The sequence below is a fragment of the Aquabacterium fontiphilum genome (genome assembly GCF_009909205.1).
Taxonomy (GTDB): domain Bacteria; phylum Pseudomonadota; class Gammaproteobacteria; order Burkholderiales; family Burkholderiaceae_C; genus Aquabacterium; species Aquabacterium fontiphilum.
The window spans coordinates 94,166-108,192 of the sequence record NZ_JAAAPN010000003.1; the positions used below are offsets into that span (position 1 = coordinate 94,166).

Sequence of the window (14,027 nt, forward strand, 5' to 3'; positions counted from 1 at the left end):
ATCAGGAGACACCATGTCTGCTTCCGCTGTTTCTTCTCCCGAGGCCAAGCTGAACCCCCCGTGGTGGAAGCTGCCCATCGTGTGGCTCGTCATTGCCGGGCCGGCCATTGTGGTCGTCGCAGGGATTGCCACGGTCGTTGTTGCGGTGCGCAACGTCGATCCGGTGCTGGACACCTCGGTAGGCCATGTGGAGTCGGCCAAGGACTTGCCGGCCTCCAAGGCGCGCAATCACGCCGCCAGCCCGGATGCTGCGGTCGACCAGGCGCGCTGAGCGAGACGCCCCCTGCAAACCCCCAGGGGTTTGCGGGTTAATCCTCGTGGCAGTCTGACACGTCCGTCACATCATGAGGCGTCTGGTTCACGCACTGAAGGAGGTGCCCATGACCCGCCGCTCCGTGTTCGTCGCCCAGGTGCTCTGGCCCACGTTTCTTGTGGCCGCCGTGCTTGAAATGGTGGTGTTCTCGGTGGTCGATCCGAACCACCTGCAGATCGGGTCGTGGCAGCCAGATGCCATGACTGTCTACAGCCTCAGCTTCCTGGTGTTTTGGGCCTTGGCGGCCGCCGGGACATTTCTCTCGTATTGGATGACCGCGGCTGTGCCCCGCTCAACGGGCCGCCGCACGCGCCGGGGACGGCGCCTGGCGCATCACGCACACGGCTGATGCGCGATGGCCGCCAGTCAGGCGGCCGTCTGGCTGACTGCGGTCAGCAGCGCGCGTTGTTGACCAGCGCGCGCAGACCCGCTTCGTCCATGATGCGGATGTCGCGTTGCTTGACTTCCAGAAAGCCCTCTTCCTGGAACTTCGAGAACGTGCGGCTCACGGTCTCGAGTTTGAGGCCAAGGTAGCTGCCGATTTCTTCGCGTGTCATGCGCAACACCAGCGCCGAGGCCGAGAAGCCCCGCGCGTGCAACCGCTGCGTGAGGTTCAGCAGGAAGGCCGCAAGGCGCTCTTCGGCACGCATGCTGCCCAACAACAGCATCACACCATGGTCGCGCACGATCTCGCGGCTCATGATCTTGTGGAACTGGTGCTGCAGGTCGGATACCTCGCGAGAAAGGTCTTCCAGCTGCGAGTAGGGGATCACGCACACCTGGGAATCTTCCAGCGCAATCGCATCACATGCGTGGCGGTCGGTGCTGATGCCGTCAAGGCCCAGCAACTCACCGGCCATCTGGAAGCCCGTCACCTGGTCACGACCGTCTTCCGCCGAAATGCGCGTCTTGAAGAAGCCTGTGCGCACGGCGTAGAGCGAGCGGAATGGGTCGCCCGTGTGGAACAGAGCCTCCCCACGCTTGACCATGCGGCGCGAAGCCACCAGATCATCGAGGTGGTTCAGCTGCGTCTGTGTCAGGCCGACCGGCAGGCACAACTCACGCAGGTTGCAGCTGGAGCAGGCGACCTTGAAGGAATCCAGTCTCATAGGACGGGATTGTGACCCACATCCGTCCGGATGCGAAGCGGTGCCGCCATGCACACAGGGATTTCGGTCAGCCCGCTGTTGGGGCTCGATGGAGATGGGGGTGGGGTTGAGCATGAGCGACCTCAATGTTTGCTGGGATTGTTGCTGTTGCTCGCCGACAGACCTTGAGCCACATCAACCCTGCTCGCGTCAGGGGTGGCACAGTGCCGCCATGACACATCTGGCTCACTCCCCAGCAACCCATCCCGTGCCGGTGGCGGTGACTCCCGAACTGCTGACGCGACTCGACGTCAGCGGTCCTCGGTATACCTCCTATCCGACGGCTGACCGCTTCGTCGAAGCCTACGGGGCAGCACAGTACGCCCAGGCGCTGCAGCAGCGCGGCACCGGGGGCGGCGCCGTGGCCGGCCCTTCCGTGCCTTTGTCGGTCTACGTTCACATCCCGTTTTGCGAGTCGGTCTGCTACTACTGCGCCTGCAACAAGGTCATCACCCGGCATCACGAGCGGGCGCAGCCCTATCTTGCATCTCTCAAGCGCGAGATCGAACTGGTCACAGCGCAGCTGGGTGGGCGGCAGACGGTGTCGCAGCTGCACTTCGGCGGGGGCAGTCCGACCTTTCTGAGTGACGATGAACTGGCCGACCTGATCGCGACGTTGCGCGAGGCGTTCAAGTTTGTGCCCGGCGGCGAGTACGCCATCGAAGTCGACCCCCGCACGGTGGACGCCCCGCGGTTGGCGCGCCTGGCGCAGGCGGGCTTCAACCGCCTCAGCCTGGGTGTGCAGGACTTCGACCCCGAGGTGCAGAAGGCCGTGCACCGGGTGCAGCCGTACGAGCAAGTGGCCGAGCTGATGCAAGCCGCACGTACACTGGGGTTCGATTCCATCAACGCCGACTTGATCTACGGGCTGCCGCGCCAGACGCTGGCGAGCTTCCGTCAGACGCTGGAGCGCATCACCACGCTCAAGCCGGACCGCATTGCGCTGTACGCCTACGCGCACCTGCCGCAACGCTTCAAACCTCAGCGCCGCATCGACGCGGCCGAGTTGCCCCCAGCGCAGGACAAGGTTGCGATGCTCGCCATGGCCATTGAGGTTCTGCGCGAAGCTGGCTATGACTACATCGGCATGGACCACTTCGCGCTGCACCACGACAGCCTGGCGGTGGCCAAGCGCCAGGGGCGGCTGCACCGCAACTTCCAGGGCTACAGCACCCACCCTGACAGCGACCTGATCGGCCTGGGGGTGTCGGCCATCGGCCGCGTGGGGGCGCACTACAGCCAGAACGCCAAGAGTCTGGAAGACTACACCGATGCGTTGGCGCGTGGTCAGCTGCCCATTGAGCGGGGACTGATGCTGTCAAGAGACGACCTCGTGCGTCGGGCGGTCATCATGGCGGTGATGTGCCAGGGGCGGGTGGACATCGAATCCATCGAGCTGGCTTACCTCATCGACTTTCGTAGCTACTTTGCCGCGGAGCTGCAGCAGCTTGCCGGGCTGGTCGACATGGGGCTGGTCGAGCTGGAAGACGACGGTGTGCGGGTGACGCCGCTGGGCTGGTACTTCGTGCGCGCCATTGCCATGGTGTTCGACCGGTATCTGCAGGCTGACCGGCAGGTCGAGCGGTTTTCGCGCATCATCTGAGCCGCGAAGACGCGGCCATGCCGGCCGCATCAAGGGTTTGTCGTGCTGAGTAGCCTCCTGTTGACCGCGTTGCTGATGGGCCTGGGTGGCATGGCGCACTGTGCCGCCATGTGTGGTGCTGCGTGCGCCGTGGCCATGCCGGGCGGCGTGCCGATCAAGGCCTTGATCGGGCGCAGCCTGGGTTATGCGATGCTTGGTGCGTTGGCGGCGGCCAGTGCGGGGGTGATTGCCCAGGTCGGTCGGCAGGTCGCCTTCTTGCAACCTTTCTGGATCATGCTGCTGGTGGCAGCCGTGGTGCTGGGGCTGTGGCTCGTGGTCACCGGGCGTATGCCTCAGCGTCTGGACCATGCAGGTCTGACGGTGTACAGACGGGTGCGCGCACGCTGGCAGGCGTTTGCCGCGCGGCATGTGGACGCACCGTGGGCGCCGGCCACGCCGCTGCTGGCTGGCGCACTATGGGCTTTCCTGCCCTGCGGGCTGCTGTATGCCGCACTGATGGTGGCGGCACTGGCGCCCAATGCCGCAGGCGGCGCAGCCGTCATGCTCACTTTCTCTCTGCCCAGCGCGGTGGGCGTGTGGGCGGCCCCGTGGGTGCTGGGGCGCTTGCTGCGTCGCACCGACGGTGCGTCCGGCGCCGCGTCCGGTGCGGTGGCACCGGTGTTGTGGGCGCCCCGCGCGGCTGCGACGGCGTCAGCGGTCCAGCCGGCTTCGCGCCACACATCTGACGAGCGCCTGACGGTGAGCGGGCCGGCGCGTCCAGCCAGTCCCCTGGGCGCCTTGGTGGACCCACGTTGGGCCGTGAGGGCCGCGGGCGCAGGCCTCGCCGCGATGGCGGCATGGGCAGTGTCACATCACGTCTGGGCGCAGTATCAAGCTTGGTGTGCGTGAGCCCGTTGGCCCGTTGGTGCGGAAAAACCGCAACCAACGCGCCCAACCTGGGTTTCCAAGCATGACCCAGGGTTGCGCTGGCGTAAAATCAGGCGAGCCTGCCCACCATCCGTGACGCAGGCATCTCAAGGAAACGCCAACCGCGGAGACCACGCACATGTATCAGCACATCAAGGTGCCCGAAGGCGGGCAGAAGATCACGGTGAACCCGGACTTCTCGCTCAACGTGCCCCATAACCCCATCATCCCTTACATCGAAGGCGACGGCACCGGCTTTGACATCACGCCCGTGATGATCAAGGTGGTTGATGCGGCCGTGGCCAAGGCTTACAACGGCGAGCGCAAGATCCACTGGATGGAAATCTACGCCGGTGAGAAGTCCACCCGCGTGTATGGCCCCGACGTCTGGCTGCCCGAAGAAACGCTGCAGGTCCTCAAGGACTACGTCGTGTCCATCAAGGGCCCGCTGACCACGCCCGTCGGCGGTGGCATCCGTTCGCTGAACGTGGCCCTGCGTCAAGAGCTCGACCTGTACGTGTGCTTGCGTCCGGTGCGCTACTTCAAGGGCGTGCCTTCGCCAGTGAAGGAGCCCGAGAAGACCGACATGGTGATCTTCCGCGAGAACTCGGAAGACATCTACGCCGGTATCGAGTTCGAAGCCGAAAGCGACAAGGCCAAGAAGCTGATCAAGTTCCTGCAGGACGAGTTCGGCGTCAAGAAGATCCGCTTCCCCGAGACCTCGGGCATCGGCATCAAGCCCGTTTCCCGCGAAGGCACGGAACGCCTGGTGCGCAAGGCCCTGCAATACGCGATCGACAACGACAAGCCCAGCGTGACCCTGGTTCACAAGGGCAACATCATGAAGTACACCGAAGGTGGCTTCCGCGACTGGGGCTATGGCCTGGCTCAGAAAGAGTTTGGCGCCGAGTTGATCGACGGCGGCCCGTGGTGCAAGTTCAAGAACCCGAAGACGGGCAAGGACATCGTCGTCAAGGACGCCATTGCCGACGCCTTCCTGCAGCAGATCCTGCTGCGTCCGGCCGAGTACAGTGTGATCGCCACGCTGAACCTCAACGGCGACTATGTCTCTGACGCCCTGGCCGCCCAGGTCGGTGGCATCGGTATCGCGCCCGGGGCCAACCTGTCGGACACGGTGGCCATGTTCGAAGCCACCCACGGCACGGCGCCGAAGTACGCCGGCAAGGACTATGTGAACCCCGGCTCCGAGATCCTGTCGGCCGAGATGATGCTGCGCCACATGGGCTGGTTCGAGGCAGCTGATCTGATCATCTCCTCGATGGACAAGGCCATTCAGAGCAAGAAAGTCACGTATGACTTTGCGCGTCTGATGGAAGGTGCGACCCAGGTGTCGTGCTCGGGCTTCGGTCAGGTCATGATCGACAACATGTAAGCGCCCGCAGCGCCCAAGAAAAAACCTGCCGAGAGGCAGGTTTTTTTGTATCCGCTGAGCGCGCCGCATGGCGCCCGCAGTGGTGCCGGTCAGTGAGGCAGACGATGCCCCCCCATGTTGCCCGCTTCGCGGAAGTGCATGTCGGACAGCGCATCGTGGCTTTCGTCAGCACGGGCGGGGCCGTCCAACTGCTGGATGTTCTGTGCCAGCATGCCTTTCGGGCCGGCGACGAGGTCGTACCTCACCTTGGAGCCCTGCTTGAGGGTCCGGAAACCTTCCATCTGGATGGCGGAAAAATGCGCAAAGACGTCTCCGCCGCCCTGGTCGGGCTCAATGAACCCGAAGCCCTTGGCGTCGTTGAACCATTTCACAGTACCGGTGGCCATCTACTCCTCCTGTTAATTTGGTCACATTTTCTGCATGCGCGTTCCCACGTGTCAAGCAGGGTGGCATGCACCAAACCGAGCGATAACCCTCGGTTTTGGGGCATGCTGACCGAATGCGCCAAGCCTTTGTTGCACCGATTACAAGCTGTTCGATTCGCGGCACTGCCGCGACACGTCCGCGTCATCGGAAAAGTCCGGCACCTGTCGCGGTATTCAGCCCTTGTGATCGGGCGGGACACCCCAAGATGACATGCAAGAGCGCGGGGCCTCCCGTAGAATCAATCGCATGTCTGACCTGCTTCGCCTCCACGCATCGCAACCTCCCGCCGGCCCTTCAGAGGACGGTGAGGGCGCCGCGGTGGTCGAAAAGGAGGAACTGGCGCTCGAGCCGCCCAAGCTGTATCAGGTGGTCATGCTGAACGACGATTTCACGCCCATGGAGTTCGTGGTATTCGTCTTGCAAGAGCATTTCCGCCATGATCTAGACACGGCGACTCAGATCATGCTCAAAATCCACCACGAAGGTCGTGGTGTGTGCGGTGTCTACAGCAAAGACGTCGCGGCCACCAAGGTCGAACTCGTTCTTGCCGCCGCCCGGCGTGCCGGGCACCCCCTGCAGTGCATCCTGGAGACCGCATGATTGCGCAAGAGTTGGAAGTGAGTTTGCACATGGCCTTCGTCGAGGCCCGGCAGCAGCGCCACGAATTCATCACCGTGGAACACCTGCTGCTGGCGCTGATCGACAACCCCTCTGCTTCCGAGGTGTTGAAGGCCTGTGCCGCGAACCTGGATGAACTCCGCAAGAACCTGGACCAGTTCGTCCGGGACAACACGCCCACCGTGGGCGGGACGGACGAGGTCGACACGCAGCCGACGCTGGGTTTTCAGCGCGTGATCCAGCGCGCGATCATGCATGTCCAGTCCTCCAGCGGTGGCAAGAAAGAAGTCACCGGCGCCAATGTGCTGGTCGCCATCTTTGGTGAGAAGGACAGTCATGCGGTGTACTACCTGCACCAGCAGGGCGTCACGCGCCTGGATGTGGTGAACTACATCGCCCATGGCATCCGCAAGGTGGATCCGCCCGAATCGGCCAAGTCGGCTGGTGCAGAAGGTGGCCAGCCCGAGGGCGAGAAGGAAGAGGCCGACAGCAAGGCCTCGCCGCTGGAGCAGTACACCCAGAACCTCAACCAGTTGGCTCGCGAAGGCAAGATCGATCCGCTCATCGGCCGTGAGACTGAGGTCGAGCGCGTGATCCAGGTGCTGTGCCGCCGTCGCAAGAACAATCCCTTGCTGGTGGGTGAAGCTGGCGTGGGCAAGACAGCGATCGCCGAGGGTCTGGCCTGGCGCATCACCCAAAACGATGTGCCCGACGTGCTCACCGATGCGCAGGTCTATGCGCTGGACATGGGTGCGCTGCTGGCAGGCACCAAATACCGTGGCGATTTCGAGCAGCGCCTCAAGGCGGTGATCAAGCAACTCAAGGAGCAGCCCAACTCGGTTCTGTTCATCGACGAGATCCACACGCTGATCGGTGCCGGCGCGGCGTCGGGCGGCACGCTGGATGCGTCCAACCTGCTCAAGCCGGCGCTGAGCTCTGGCCAGCTCAAGTGCATCGGCGCCACGACGTTCACAGAGTTCCGCGGCATTTTCGAGAAGGATGCGGCGCTGTCGCGTCGCTTCCAGAAGGTCGAGGTGGTTGAGCCCACGGTGGAGCAGACGGTCGAGATCCTCAAGGGGTTGAAGTCGCGCTTTGAAGAGCACCACAGCGTCAAGTACGCGCTGGGCGCGCTCCAGGCGGCTGCCGAGCTGTCGGCCAAGTTCATCAATGACCGCCACCTGCCTGACAAGGCCATTGACGTCATTGACGAAGCCGGTGCTGCTCAACGCATCCTGCCCAAGAGCAAACAGAAGAAGACCATTACGCGCGCCGAGGTCGAAGAGATTGTGGCCAAGATCGCGCGCATCCCGCCGACCAGCGTGTCCAATGACGATCGCAGCAAGCTGAAGAACCTGGACCGCGACCTCAAGAGCGTGGTCTTCGGTCAGGACACGGCCATCGATGCCCTGTCAGCCGCCATCAAGATGGCGCGTTCGGGCCTGGGCAAGCCGGATAAGCCGATTGGTGCCTTCCTGTTCAGCGGCCCCACGGGGGTCGGCAAGACGGAAGTGGCCAAGCAATTGGCCTACATCCTGGGCATCGAGCTGATCCGCTTCGACATGTCGGAGTACATGGAGCGCCACGCCGTGAGCCGTCTGATCGGTGCGCCTCCGGGTTATGTGGGCTTTGACCAGGGCGGTCTGTTGACCGAGGCCATCAGCAAGAAGCCGCACGCGGTGTTGCTGCTCGACGAAATCGAGAAGGCGCACCCGGATGTGTTCAACATCCTGCTGCAGGTCATGGACCACGGCACGCTGACGGACAACAACGGTCGCAAGGCTGACTTCCGCAATGTGTTGATCATCATGACTACCAATGCGGGCGCCGAGACGCTGCAGAAGTCCACCATCGGTTTCACGACGCTGCGCGAGGCGGGGGACGAGATGGCCGACATCAAGCGGATGTTCACACCCGAGTTCCGCAACCGGCTGGACGCCATCGTGGGCTTCAAGCCGCTGGACGAAGAGGTCATCCTGCGGGTGGTCGACAAGTTCCTGCTGCAACTCGAAAGCCAGTTGGCCGAGAAGAAGGTCGAGGTCACGTTCACAGATGCGCTGCGCCGTCACCTGGCCAAGCGCGGTTTCGACCCGCTCATGGGGGCCCGCCCGATGCAGCGCCTGATCCAGGACACGATCCGGCGCGCGCTGGCCGACGAGTTGCTGTTCGGCTCGCTGGTCGATGGCGGCCGCCTGACCGTGGATGTGGCGCCCAATGCCAAGGGCGAAGACGAGGTCAAGCTCGACATCCAGGCCAAGCGCAGCGACAAGCCCAAGGCCGAGCCTGCCACGGCCGAGTAAGCTGCAACGTAAGCCGGACGGGCTCCTTCGGGAGCCCGTTTTCATTCATGTTGGGCTGGTCCCCGGGGCGGTGCGTGCTCGGCCGGTGACTCATTGAAGTAGACGCGCAGCAGCGCGTAGACATCGGGGTAAGCCTGAGCCAGGCCATGTGGGGCCGTGAAGAAGGCCTCACACACCACTGGCAGGAACTCGGTCAGACCGTGTTCGGCGGCATAGGGGTCGAGCCAGGTGGGCTCGCCGTGGGCGAGGGCATTGCGGTGGTGATCAAAGGCCTGCCACAGGGTGTCCAGCCACTCATCGCGACTCACCTCGGGCGGCAAAGGTGGCAAGCCGTCTGCTTCGCCGTTCGACATGTCGAGCGCGTGCACGAATTCGTGGACCACGACGTTGTAGCCCTCAGGGTGATCGGCGCCCATGTCCACGTCGTGCCACGACAGCATGATGGGGCCGTCGGGCTGGGCTTCGCCAGCCAGCACCTCGTCGTATTGGTGCACGACGCCGGCCTCGTCCATGGTTTCCCGGCGGGCGACGACCTGATCTGGGTGGATGACCACGCTGACGAAGCCGCTGTACGGGTTCAGGCCCCAGCGCAACACGGGCAGACAGGCCTGTGCCGCGATGGCCACGGCCATGGCGTCGTCGAATGCGACACCGGGCATGGGCGTGAACTCCTTGTGAGCCAGAAACAGCGTGCTGAGCTCGCGCAGGCGCGCCTGACGCGCGGGCGTGCGCCATGCCAAAAAGGGGTAGCCGGCCAGCGTGCGCGCCCACAGCGCGTCAGGGATGGCGCGATGGCGCAGCACCATCGCGTCCGGTAGCAGCGCAGCAGGCAGGCTGCGGATCAGGCTGCTGAGCCAGTTCATGTCAGCGCGAGGCTGTGGTTGCGCCTTCCGATGCGCAGGCGTCCATGAGGCCCAGCCGCTGGACGCCACGTGCTGTCAGGCGCAGCACCTCCGCACGCGGGGCGCGGGTGTCGTCCAGATCCCAGTCGCTCAGCACTTCGCGCGCATGATGCGCATCGAGCGCAGAGCGTCCTGGCTTGTGGGTGTGGCCGTGCACGAGCTCAGTGCAGCCTGCATGCTGCAGCCAGGCCACGGCACGCGATGGCGTCACGTCGGCCCACTGGGTCGCATCGCCTTGATGCTCGGCCTTACGGGCTTCGCTGGCCTCACGCATCTGGCGCGCGGTAGCCAGTCGTGCGTCGAGCGGCTGGCCCAGAAACGCCTGCTGCCAGGCGGGCTGGCGTACTTGCTGCCGGAAGGCAAGGTAGGGCGCGTCGTCCAGACACCATGCGTCCCCATGGGTCAGCAGGCGACGGGCGCCGAAGGCTTCCAGCACAAACGGGTCGGGCAGGGCCTGAGCGCCGCAAGCGTTCATCAAGCCCTCACCCATGAGGAAGTCGCGGTTGCCGACAAGGATGCCCACCCAGGCGCGTTGCGCAATCATGGACAGCGCATCGACGCAGCGGGCCTCGAAGGGCTGTTGACGCATGTCGTCGCCGACCCAGGCCTCGAAGAGGTCGCCCAAAACCAGCACCGCGTCTGCCGGTGTGTGTGCCAGGTAATGCGACAAAGCCGCCAGCGTCCGCGGGTGGCGTGGGTCGAGGTGAAGATCAGAGATGCAGTCGATGGCCTGCCAGTGCGCTGGGGCGATCAGGCGGGCGCAAGGAGCCTGTGGCGGCCAGTCGTCGGCGCTGGCCACAGGCTGGGGCACCCGCAGCACCACAGCGGGCGCCCTGTCGTCCATGATCAGACCTCGATGGCCTTCGTGATCATCACGTCTTCCAGCGGTACATCGTCGTGGAAGCCGCTGCGGCCGGTCTTGACTTTCTCGATGGCGTCGATCACCTCGGTGCCGGCCACGACTTTGCCAAACACGGCGTAACCCCAGCCTTGCGGCGACTCGGATTTGAAATTCAGGAAGTCGTTGTCGGTGGCATTGATGAAGAACTGCGCGCTGGCCGAGTGCGGTGCGCTGGTGCGGGCCATCGCGATGGTGTACTTGTCGTTCTTCAGGCCGTTGTTGGCTTCGTTGGCGATGGGCTCGCGGGTGGACTTCTGCTTCATGCCCGGCTCGAAGCCGCCGCCCTGGATCATGAAGCCCTTGATGACGCGATGGAAAATGGTGCCGTCGTAATGGCCAGCCTTCACGTACTCGATGAAGTTGGCGACCGTGGCGGGTGCCTTGGCTTCGTCCAGTTCCAGACGGATCACGCCTGCGGTGGTGTGCAGTTCAACGTTCTTGCTCATGTTCATTTCTCGATGGTGGCTGTTTGAATGATGACGGGCTTGACCGGCACGTCATCGTAAGGGCCGCGGCGAGTGGTGTCGACCTTCCGGATCTTGTCGACCACGTCCATGCCTTGCACCACGCGCCCGAAAACGGCATAGCCGTTGCCGTCGGGCGAGCGCGCCGCGTCCAGGAAGTCGTTGTCGCGTACGTTGATGAAGAACTGCGATGTGGCCGAGTTCGGCACATTGGTACGCGCCATGGCCACGGTGCCGCGGACATTGCTCAGCCCGTTGCGGCTTTCGAGCGGGATGGGTGCGCGGGTGGGCTTCTCACGCAGATCGGGAGTCATGCCGCCGCCCTGGATCATGAAGCCGTCGATCACGCGGTGGAAGACCGTGCCGTTGTAGTGACCGGCGCGCACGTACTGTACGAAGTTCTCGACCGTCTTGGGCGCCTTGGCTGCGTCCAGCTGGACGACGATGTCGCCCATGTTGGTCGTCAGCTTCACCGTTTGCGCCTGCACATGCACGCTGGCCACCATCAGGGCCGACATCACCAGGTGTCGAATCATCCGATCACTCCTTCGTAGAAGATTTTCCACAAGCCGCCTTCCTTGCCCCAGTATTGACGCTTCATCACGCCGGTACGTTGACCCTCGACGACTTCGCCAAAGGTGACCACGAGCACCTCGTTCTGGTCACGCCAGCCGAGAATGGCAAGGTCCTTGATGTTGACCGGACGTCCGCCGGCCTGGTTCATCTCACGGCCGACCAGCTGGCGCCACTGGCTGAGGTTGCGGCTGCCACTGGCGAACTGTGGCGAGTAAAAGCTCATCAGTCGTTCGATGTCGCCGCTGCTGCGCGCCACCCGCCAGCCCTCGATCAGGTTGCTCAGGGCGCGACGCTCTGGCTCGGCCCGGGCGCGCGTGACCCAGTCCAGACTGCGCGCGATGACGACGGGCGTGGTGCGGGGCTGAACCGTCTGCAAGATGGCCTGCAGTTCGGGGTTGGCCAGTGCCACGCACCCGTCGGTACTCTGGGGCGGGCGCACGTAGCTGTCGCGCGGCACGCCATGCAGCCAGATGCCGCTGCCTGTGCGGCCCAGCCGACGGTCGTACTCGTTGGGGTAGTTCAGCGGCAGTGCACCCGCTCCGTAGAAATCGGTCAGCTGGCGCGCATCCAGGCGGCTGGTGATGTAGTAAACCCCCAGCGGGGTGCGTTGATCGCCCTCGATGCGCTTGTCGGCTCCCAGCAGCCCGACCGAGGCGTAGTGGTCAGACACCAGCCGCAGCCCTTGGGCGGTATTCTCGAACAGGTACAGGCGCGACCGGCTTACGTCTACCGCGATCGCATGCCGACTCGACAGCGGCAGTTCGACGAACTGCGCCGGGATCAGGCCGTCCTTTGGGCGGTCGCGAAATGCCTGGAGCCGGCGGTTGGCTTCCAGCCGCAACTGCTCCAACCGCTTGCCGGCGGCGTCATTGAGCTGGCCGGCGCCGCTGCCTTTGGCCTGCAGAGGCTGAACCTGGGCCAGCAGCAGGTCACCATACACGAGTTGGGCAAGCTGGAAGTTGGGATGATCGCGCACCAGCGCCTCAATGCGCTGCAGGGCCTCCCGGCCGCGCCCCTGGGCCAGCAACCGGTAGGTTTCCATCAGCCGGGCTTCCGCCGAGGCAGCAGCCGGCTGGGCAATCTGCTGAGCCGCAGTCGTGGGCGGGCTGCTGCTCAGCTCCGCTCGCGTGCGAACGGTCTGAGCGCAGGCCGTGCCAAATCCCACCAACAAGGCGAGGGCCGCGGCCAGATGCCGTGCCCTGAAGGCCTTACGGTTTCCCATCACGAGCCGGTGCTTTCCTTCACGATCAGCCACTTGTTGCCCGAACGAACGAGTTCCAGCCGCTTGTTGCTGTTGACGCTCAGGCTGTCGGCGCGGTACTCCTGGCGGAAGCGGGCCGTGGCCTTGTCACCATTGACGTCGATCCGCAGCCCCACCACACGCACGGTGATGCTCTTCTTGCTCATGATGCGGTCGCGACGCTCTTCTTCCCAGACGCGGCGCGGCTTGCCGGCATCGAAGTCCTTGGCATAGGCGGCCAGATAGGCGTTCATGTCGCGACGGCTCCAGGCGCTGGCCCAAGCATTGACCGCTGCCTCGACCTGGCGAACCTGGGCGGCTTCTTCGTTGGCGGCCGGCGCCGGTGCAGGCGTCGGCGCGGGGGTCGGCGCCGGTGCGGGAGTCGGAGCCGGCGCTGGGGTCGGAGCGGGTGCGGGGGTGGGTGTTGGTGCCGGCGTGGGCGTCGGACGCGGCGCGGGGGTCGGCGCAGGCGCAGGGCTAGGCGCTGGTGCGGGCGTCGTCTGTGCCGACGCCACGGCGATGCTGTTGCGCTCCTTGGGGAACAGCTCGCGGATCATGGCCAGCTTGGGCGCCACGGCGGAGCGGGTGTCGATCTGCAGGGCCTTGGAGTAGGCCTGGCTCGCCAGCTTCGCGTACACGTCGCCCAGGTTTTCGTAAGCGGTCGCGTAGCTGGGGTTGGTGCGGATCGCCATCTCCAGCGCGTTGCGCGCCTTGTCGTACTGGCCTTGCTGCGCGTACAGCACGGCCAGGTTGTTGAACGGCTCGGGCAACTCGGGGAAGTCTTCGGTCAGCTTGGTGAAGACCGTGATGGCCTCGGCGCTGCGACCGGCCTGCGACAGGCTGATGCCGCGCAGGAAGCGCATCATCGGGTCGCGCGGCTTGGTGGCGAGGAACTGGTCTGCGCGCTGCAGGGCCTCGGCATTGCGGCCGGCTGCCAGCATGCGCTGAACTTCGGCGATGTCGTCGGCACGGGCGGGCAGGGCAGCGAGGGCCATCGCCACGGCAGCCAGAGACTGGATGGCCAGGCGGGTCAGTCGGGGACGAATGTTGGGCGTGACAGCAAGCATGGGTTCGTTACCGGTGTGAATGCAATGACGGCGACGACGCCCCTGTCTCTGCCAGGCTCGGCGTCCTGCAGGTTTTCGTCAGCCGACAGACCATGAGGATAGCAGCACGGGACACTCGTTTGACGCAAGGGACACCCTGATCTGAGGAGGGCCCGGTATACTCGTCAGATTGT

At 64.5% G+C, this 14,027-nt stretch carries 14 protein-coding genes and 1 pseudogene; 7 read left to right on the forward strand and 8 right to left on the reverse strand.

Features of this window, described 5'->3' with window-relative positions; genetic code table 11:
• Positions 1-13: 13 nt before the first annotated feature.
• Both GTZ97_RS04205 and GTZ97_RS04210 read left to right on the forward strand, forming a co-directional pair.
• Complete coding sequence (locus GTZ97_RS04205; RefSeq protein ID WP_161649279.1) at positions 14-271, forward strand: nitrogen fixation protein FixH; 258 nt, start codon at positions 14-16, stop codon at positions 269-271.
• Positions 272-380: 109 nt separating this feature from the next.
• A complete protein-coding gene (locus GTZ97_RS04210; RefSeq protein ID WP_201748160.1) occupies positions 381-662 on the forward strand; it encodes a hypothetical protein in 282 nt (93 codons plus the stop codon).
• A 43-nt stretch (positions 663-705) separates the two neighbouring features.
• Here GTZ97_RS04210 and fnr read toward each other — a convergent pair whose 3' ends face one another.
• Positions 706-1,422: a fumarate/nitrate reduction transcriptional regulator Fnr gene (gene fnr, locus GTZ97_RS04215; RefSeq protein WP_161649280.1), complete on the reverse strand. Its 717-nt coding sequence runs from the start codon at positions 1,420-1,422 to the stop codon at positions 706-708.
• Positions 1,423-1,633: 211 nt separating this feature from the next.
• Between fnr and hemN the strand changes: the two genes are divergently transcribed.
• From hemN to icd, 3 genes are all read left to right on the forward strand, one after another.
• Positions 1,634-3,064, forward strand: coding sequence for an oxygen-independent coproporphyrinogen III oxidase (gene hemN / locus GTZ97_RS04220; protein WP_161649281.1), 1,431 nt, complete (start codon positions 1,634-1,636; stop codon positions 3,062-3,064).
• A gap of 42 nt (positions 3,065-3,106) precedes the next feature.
• The gene (locus GTZ97_RS04225; RefSeq protein WP_161649282.1) at positions 3,107-3,952 is read left to right on the forward strand and encodes a sulfite exporter TauE/SafE family protein; all 846 of its coding nucleotides are present in this window, start codon (positions 3,107-3,109) and stop codon (positions 3,950-3,952) included.
• A 157-nt stretch (positions 3,953-4,109) separates the two neighbouring features.
• A complete protein-coding gene (gene icd, locus GTZ97_RS04230) occupies positions 4,110-5,363 on the forward strand; it encodes an NADP-dependent isocitrate dehydrogenase (protein WP_161649283.1) in 1,254 nt (417 codons plus the stop codon).
• Between the two features lie 191 nt (positions 5,364-5,554).
• Here the strand turns inward: icd and GTZ97_RS04235 are convergent.
• Positions 5,555-5,749: pseudogene (locus GTZ97_RS04235) on the reverse strand (cold-shock protein); the annotation flags it as partial.
• Positions 5,750-6,035: 286 nt separating this feature from the next.
• Here GTZ97_RS04235 and clpS point away from each other — a divergent pair.
• Together clpS and clpA are read left to right on the forward strand one after the other, a co-directional pair.
• Positions 6,036-6,389, forward strand: coding sequence for an ATP-dependent Clp protease adapter ClpS (gene clpS / locus GTZ97_RS04240; protein WP_161649285.1), 354 nt, complete (start codon positions 6,036-6,038; stop codon positions 6,387-6,389).
• Positions 6,386-8,704, forward strand: coding sequence for an ATP-dependent Clp protease ATP-binding subunit ClpA (gene clpA, locus GTZ97_RS04245; RefSeq protein ID WP_161649286.1), 2,319 nt, complete (start codon positions 6,386-6,388; stop codon positions 8,702-8,704). Before clpS ends, clpA begins: the two co-directional genes overlap by 4 nt.
• A 41-nt stretch (positions 8,705-8,745) precedes the next feature.
• Here the strand turns inward: clpA and GTZ97_RS04250 are convergent, their stop codons facing one another.
• From GTZ97_RS04250 to GTZ97_RS04275, 6 genes are read right to left on the reverse strand one after another with little or no spacing between them, the layout of a single operon-like run.
• Complete coding sequence (locus GTZ97_RS04250) at positions 8,746-9,567, reverse strand: M90 family metallopeptidase (RefSeq protein WP_161649287.1); 822 nt, start codon at positions 9,565-9,567, stop codon at positions 8,746-8,748.
• Between the two features lies 1 nt (position 9,568).
• Positions 9,569-10,450 carry a UDP-2,3-diacylglucosamine diphosphatase gene (locus GTZ97_RS04255; protein ID WP_161649288.1) on the reverse strand — a complete coding sequence of 294 codons (882 nt, stop codon included), beginning with the start codon at positions 10,448-10,450 and terminating at the stop codon, positions 9,569-9,571.
• Between the two features lie 2 nt (positions 10,451-10,452).
• Positions 10,453-10,953 carry a peptidylprolyl isomerase gene (locus tag GTZ97_RS04260; RefSeq protein WP_161649289.1) on the reverse strand — a complete coding sequence of 167 codons (501 nt, stop codon included), beginning with the start codon at positions 10,951-10,953 and terminating at the stop codon, positions 10,453-10,455.
• 2 nt (positions 10,954-10,955) lie between these two features.
• Positions 10,956-11,507 (reverse strand): peptidylprolyl isomerase, encoded by a 552-nt coding sequence (locus tag GTZ97_RS04265; RefSeq protein ID WP_161649290.1) that lies wholly within the window; start codon positions 11,505-11,507, stop codon positions 10,956-10,958.
• Positions 11,504-12,769 (reverse strand): L,D-transpeptidase family protein, encoded by a 1,266-nt coding sequence (locus tag GTZ97_RS04270; protein ID WP_161649291.1) that lies wholly within the window; start codon positions 12,767-12,769, stop codon positions 11,504-11,506. The genes GTZ97_RS04265 and GTZ97_RS04270 overlap by 4 nt, the downstream gene beginning before the upstream one ends.
• Complete coding sequence (locus tag GTZ97_RS04275) at positions 12,769-13,854, reverse strand: nuclear transport factor 2 family protein (RefSeq protein ID WP_161649292.1); 1,086 nt, start codon at positions 13,852-13,854, stop codon at positions 12,769-12,771. Before GTZ97_RS04275 ends, GTZ97_RS04270 begins: the two co-directional genes overlap by 1 nt.
• Positions 13,855-14,027 lie beyond the last annotated feature (173 nt).

Excerpts from the sequence above, each read along its gene's own strand:
- GTZ97_RS04205 (WP_161649279.1), top strand. The coding sequence starts at position 14 with ATGTCTGCTTCCGCTGTTTCTTCTCCCGAGGCCAAGCTGAACCCCCCG.
- GTZ97_RS04210 (WP_201748160.1), top strand. The coding sequence starts at position 381 with ATGACCCGCCGCTCCGTGTTCGTCGCCCAGGTGCTCTGGCCCACGTTT.
- fnr (WP_161649280.1), bottom strand. The coding sequence starts at position 1,422 with ATGAGACTGGATTCCTTCAAGGTCGCCTGCTCCAGCTGCAACCTGCGT.
- hemN (WP_161649281.1), top strand. The coding sequence starts at position 1,634 with ATGACACATCTGGCTCACTCCCCAGCAACCCATCCCGTGCCGGTGGCG.
- icd (WP_161649283.1), top strand. The coding sequence starts at position 4,110 with ATGTATCAGCACATCAAGGTGCCCGAAGGCGGGCAGAAGATCACGGTG.
- clpS (WP_161649285.1), top strand. The coding sequence starts at position 6,036 with ATGTCTGACCTGCTTCGCCTCCACGCATCGCAACCTCCCGCCGGCCCT.
- clpA (WP_161649286.1), top strand. The coding sequence starts at position 6,386 with ATGATTGCGCAAGAGTTGGAAGTGAGTTTGCACATGGCCTTCGTCGAG.
- GTZ97_RS04250 (WP_161649287.1), bottom strand. The coding sequence starts at position 9,567 with ATGAACTGGCTCAGCAGCCTGATCCGCAGCCTGCCTGCTGCGCTGCTA.
- GTZ97_RS04255 (WP_161649288.1), bottom strand. The coding sequence starts at position 10,450 with ATGGACGACAGGGCGCCCGCTGTGGTGCTGCGGGTGCCCCAGCCTGTG.
- GTZ97_RS04260 (WP_161649289.1), bottom strand. The coding sequence starts at position 10,953 with ATGAGCAAGAACGTTGAACTGCACACCACCGCAGGCGTGATCCGTCTG.
- GTZ97_RS04265 (WP_161649290.1), bottom strand. The coding sequence starts at position 11,507 with ATGATTCGACACCTGGTGATGTCGGCCCTGATGGTGGCCAGCGTGCAT.
- GTZ97_RS04270 (WP_161649291.1), bottom strand. The coding sequence starts at position 12,769 with ATGGGAAACCGTAAGGCCTTCAGGGCACGGCATCTGGCCGCGGCCCTC.
- GTZ97_RS04275 (WP_161649292.1), bottom strand. The coding sequence starts at position 13,854 with ATGCTTGCTGTCACGCCCAACATTCGTCCCCGACTGACCCGCCTGGCC.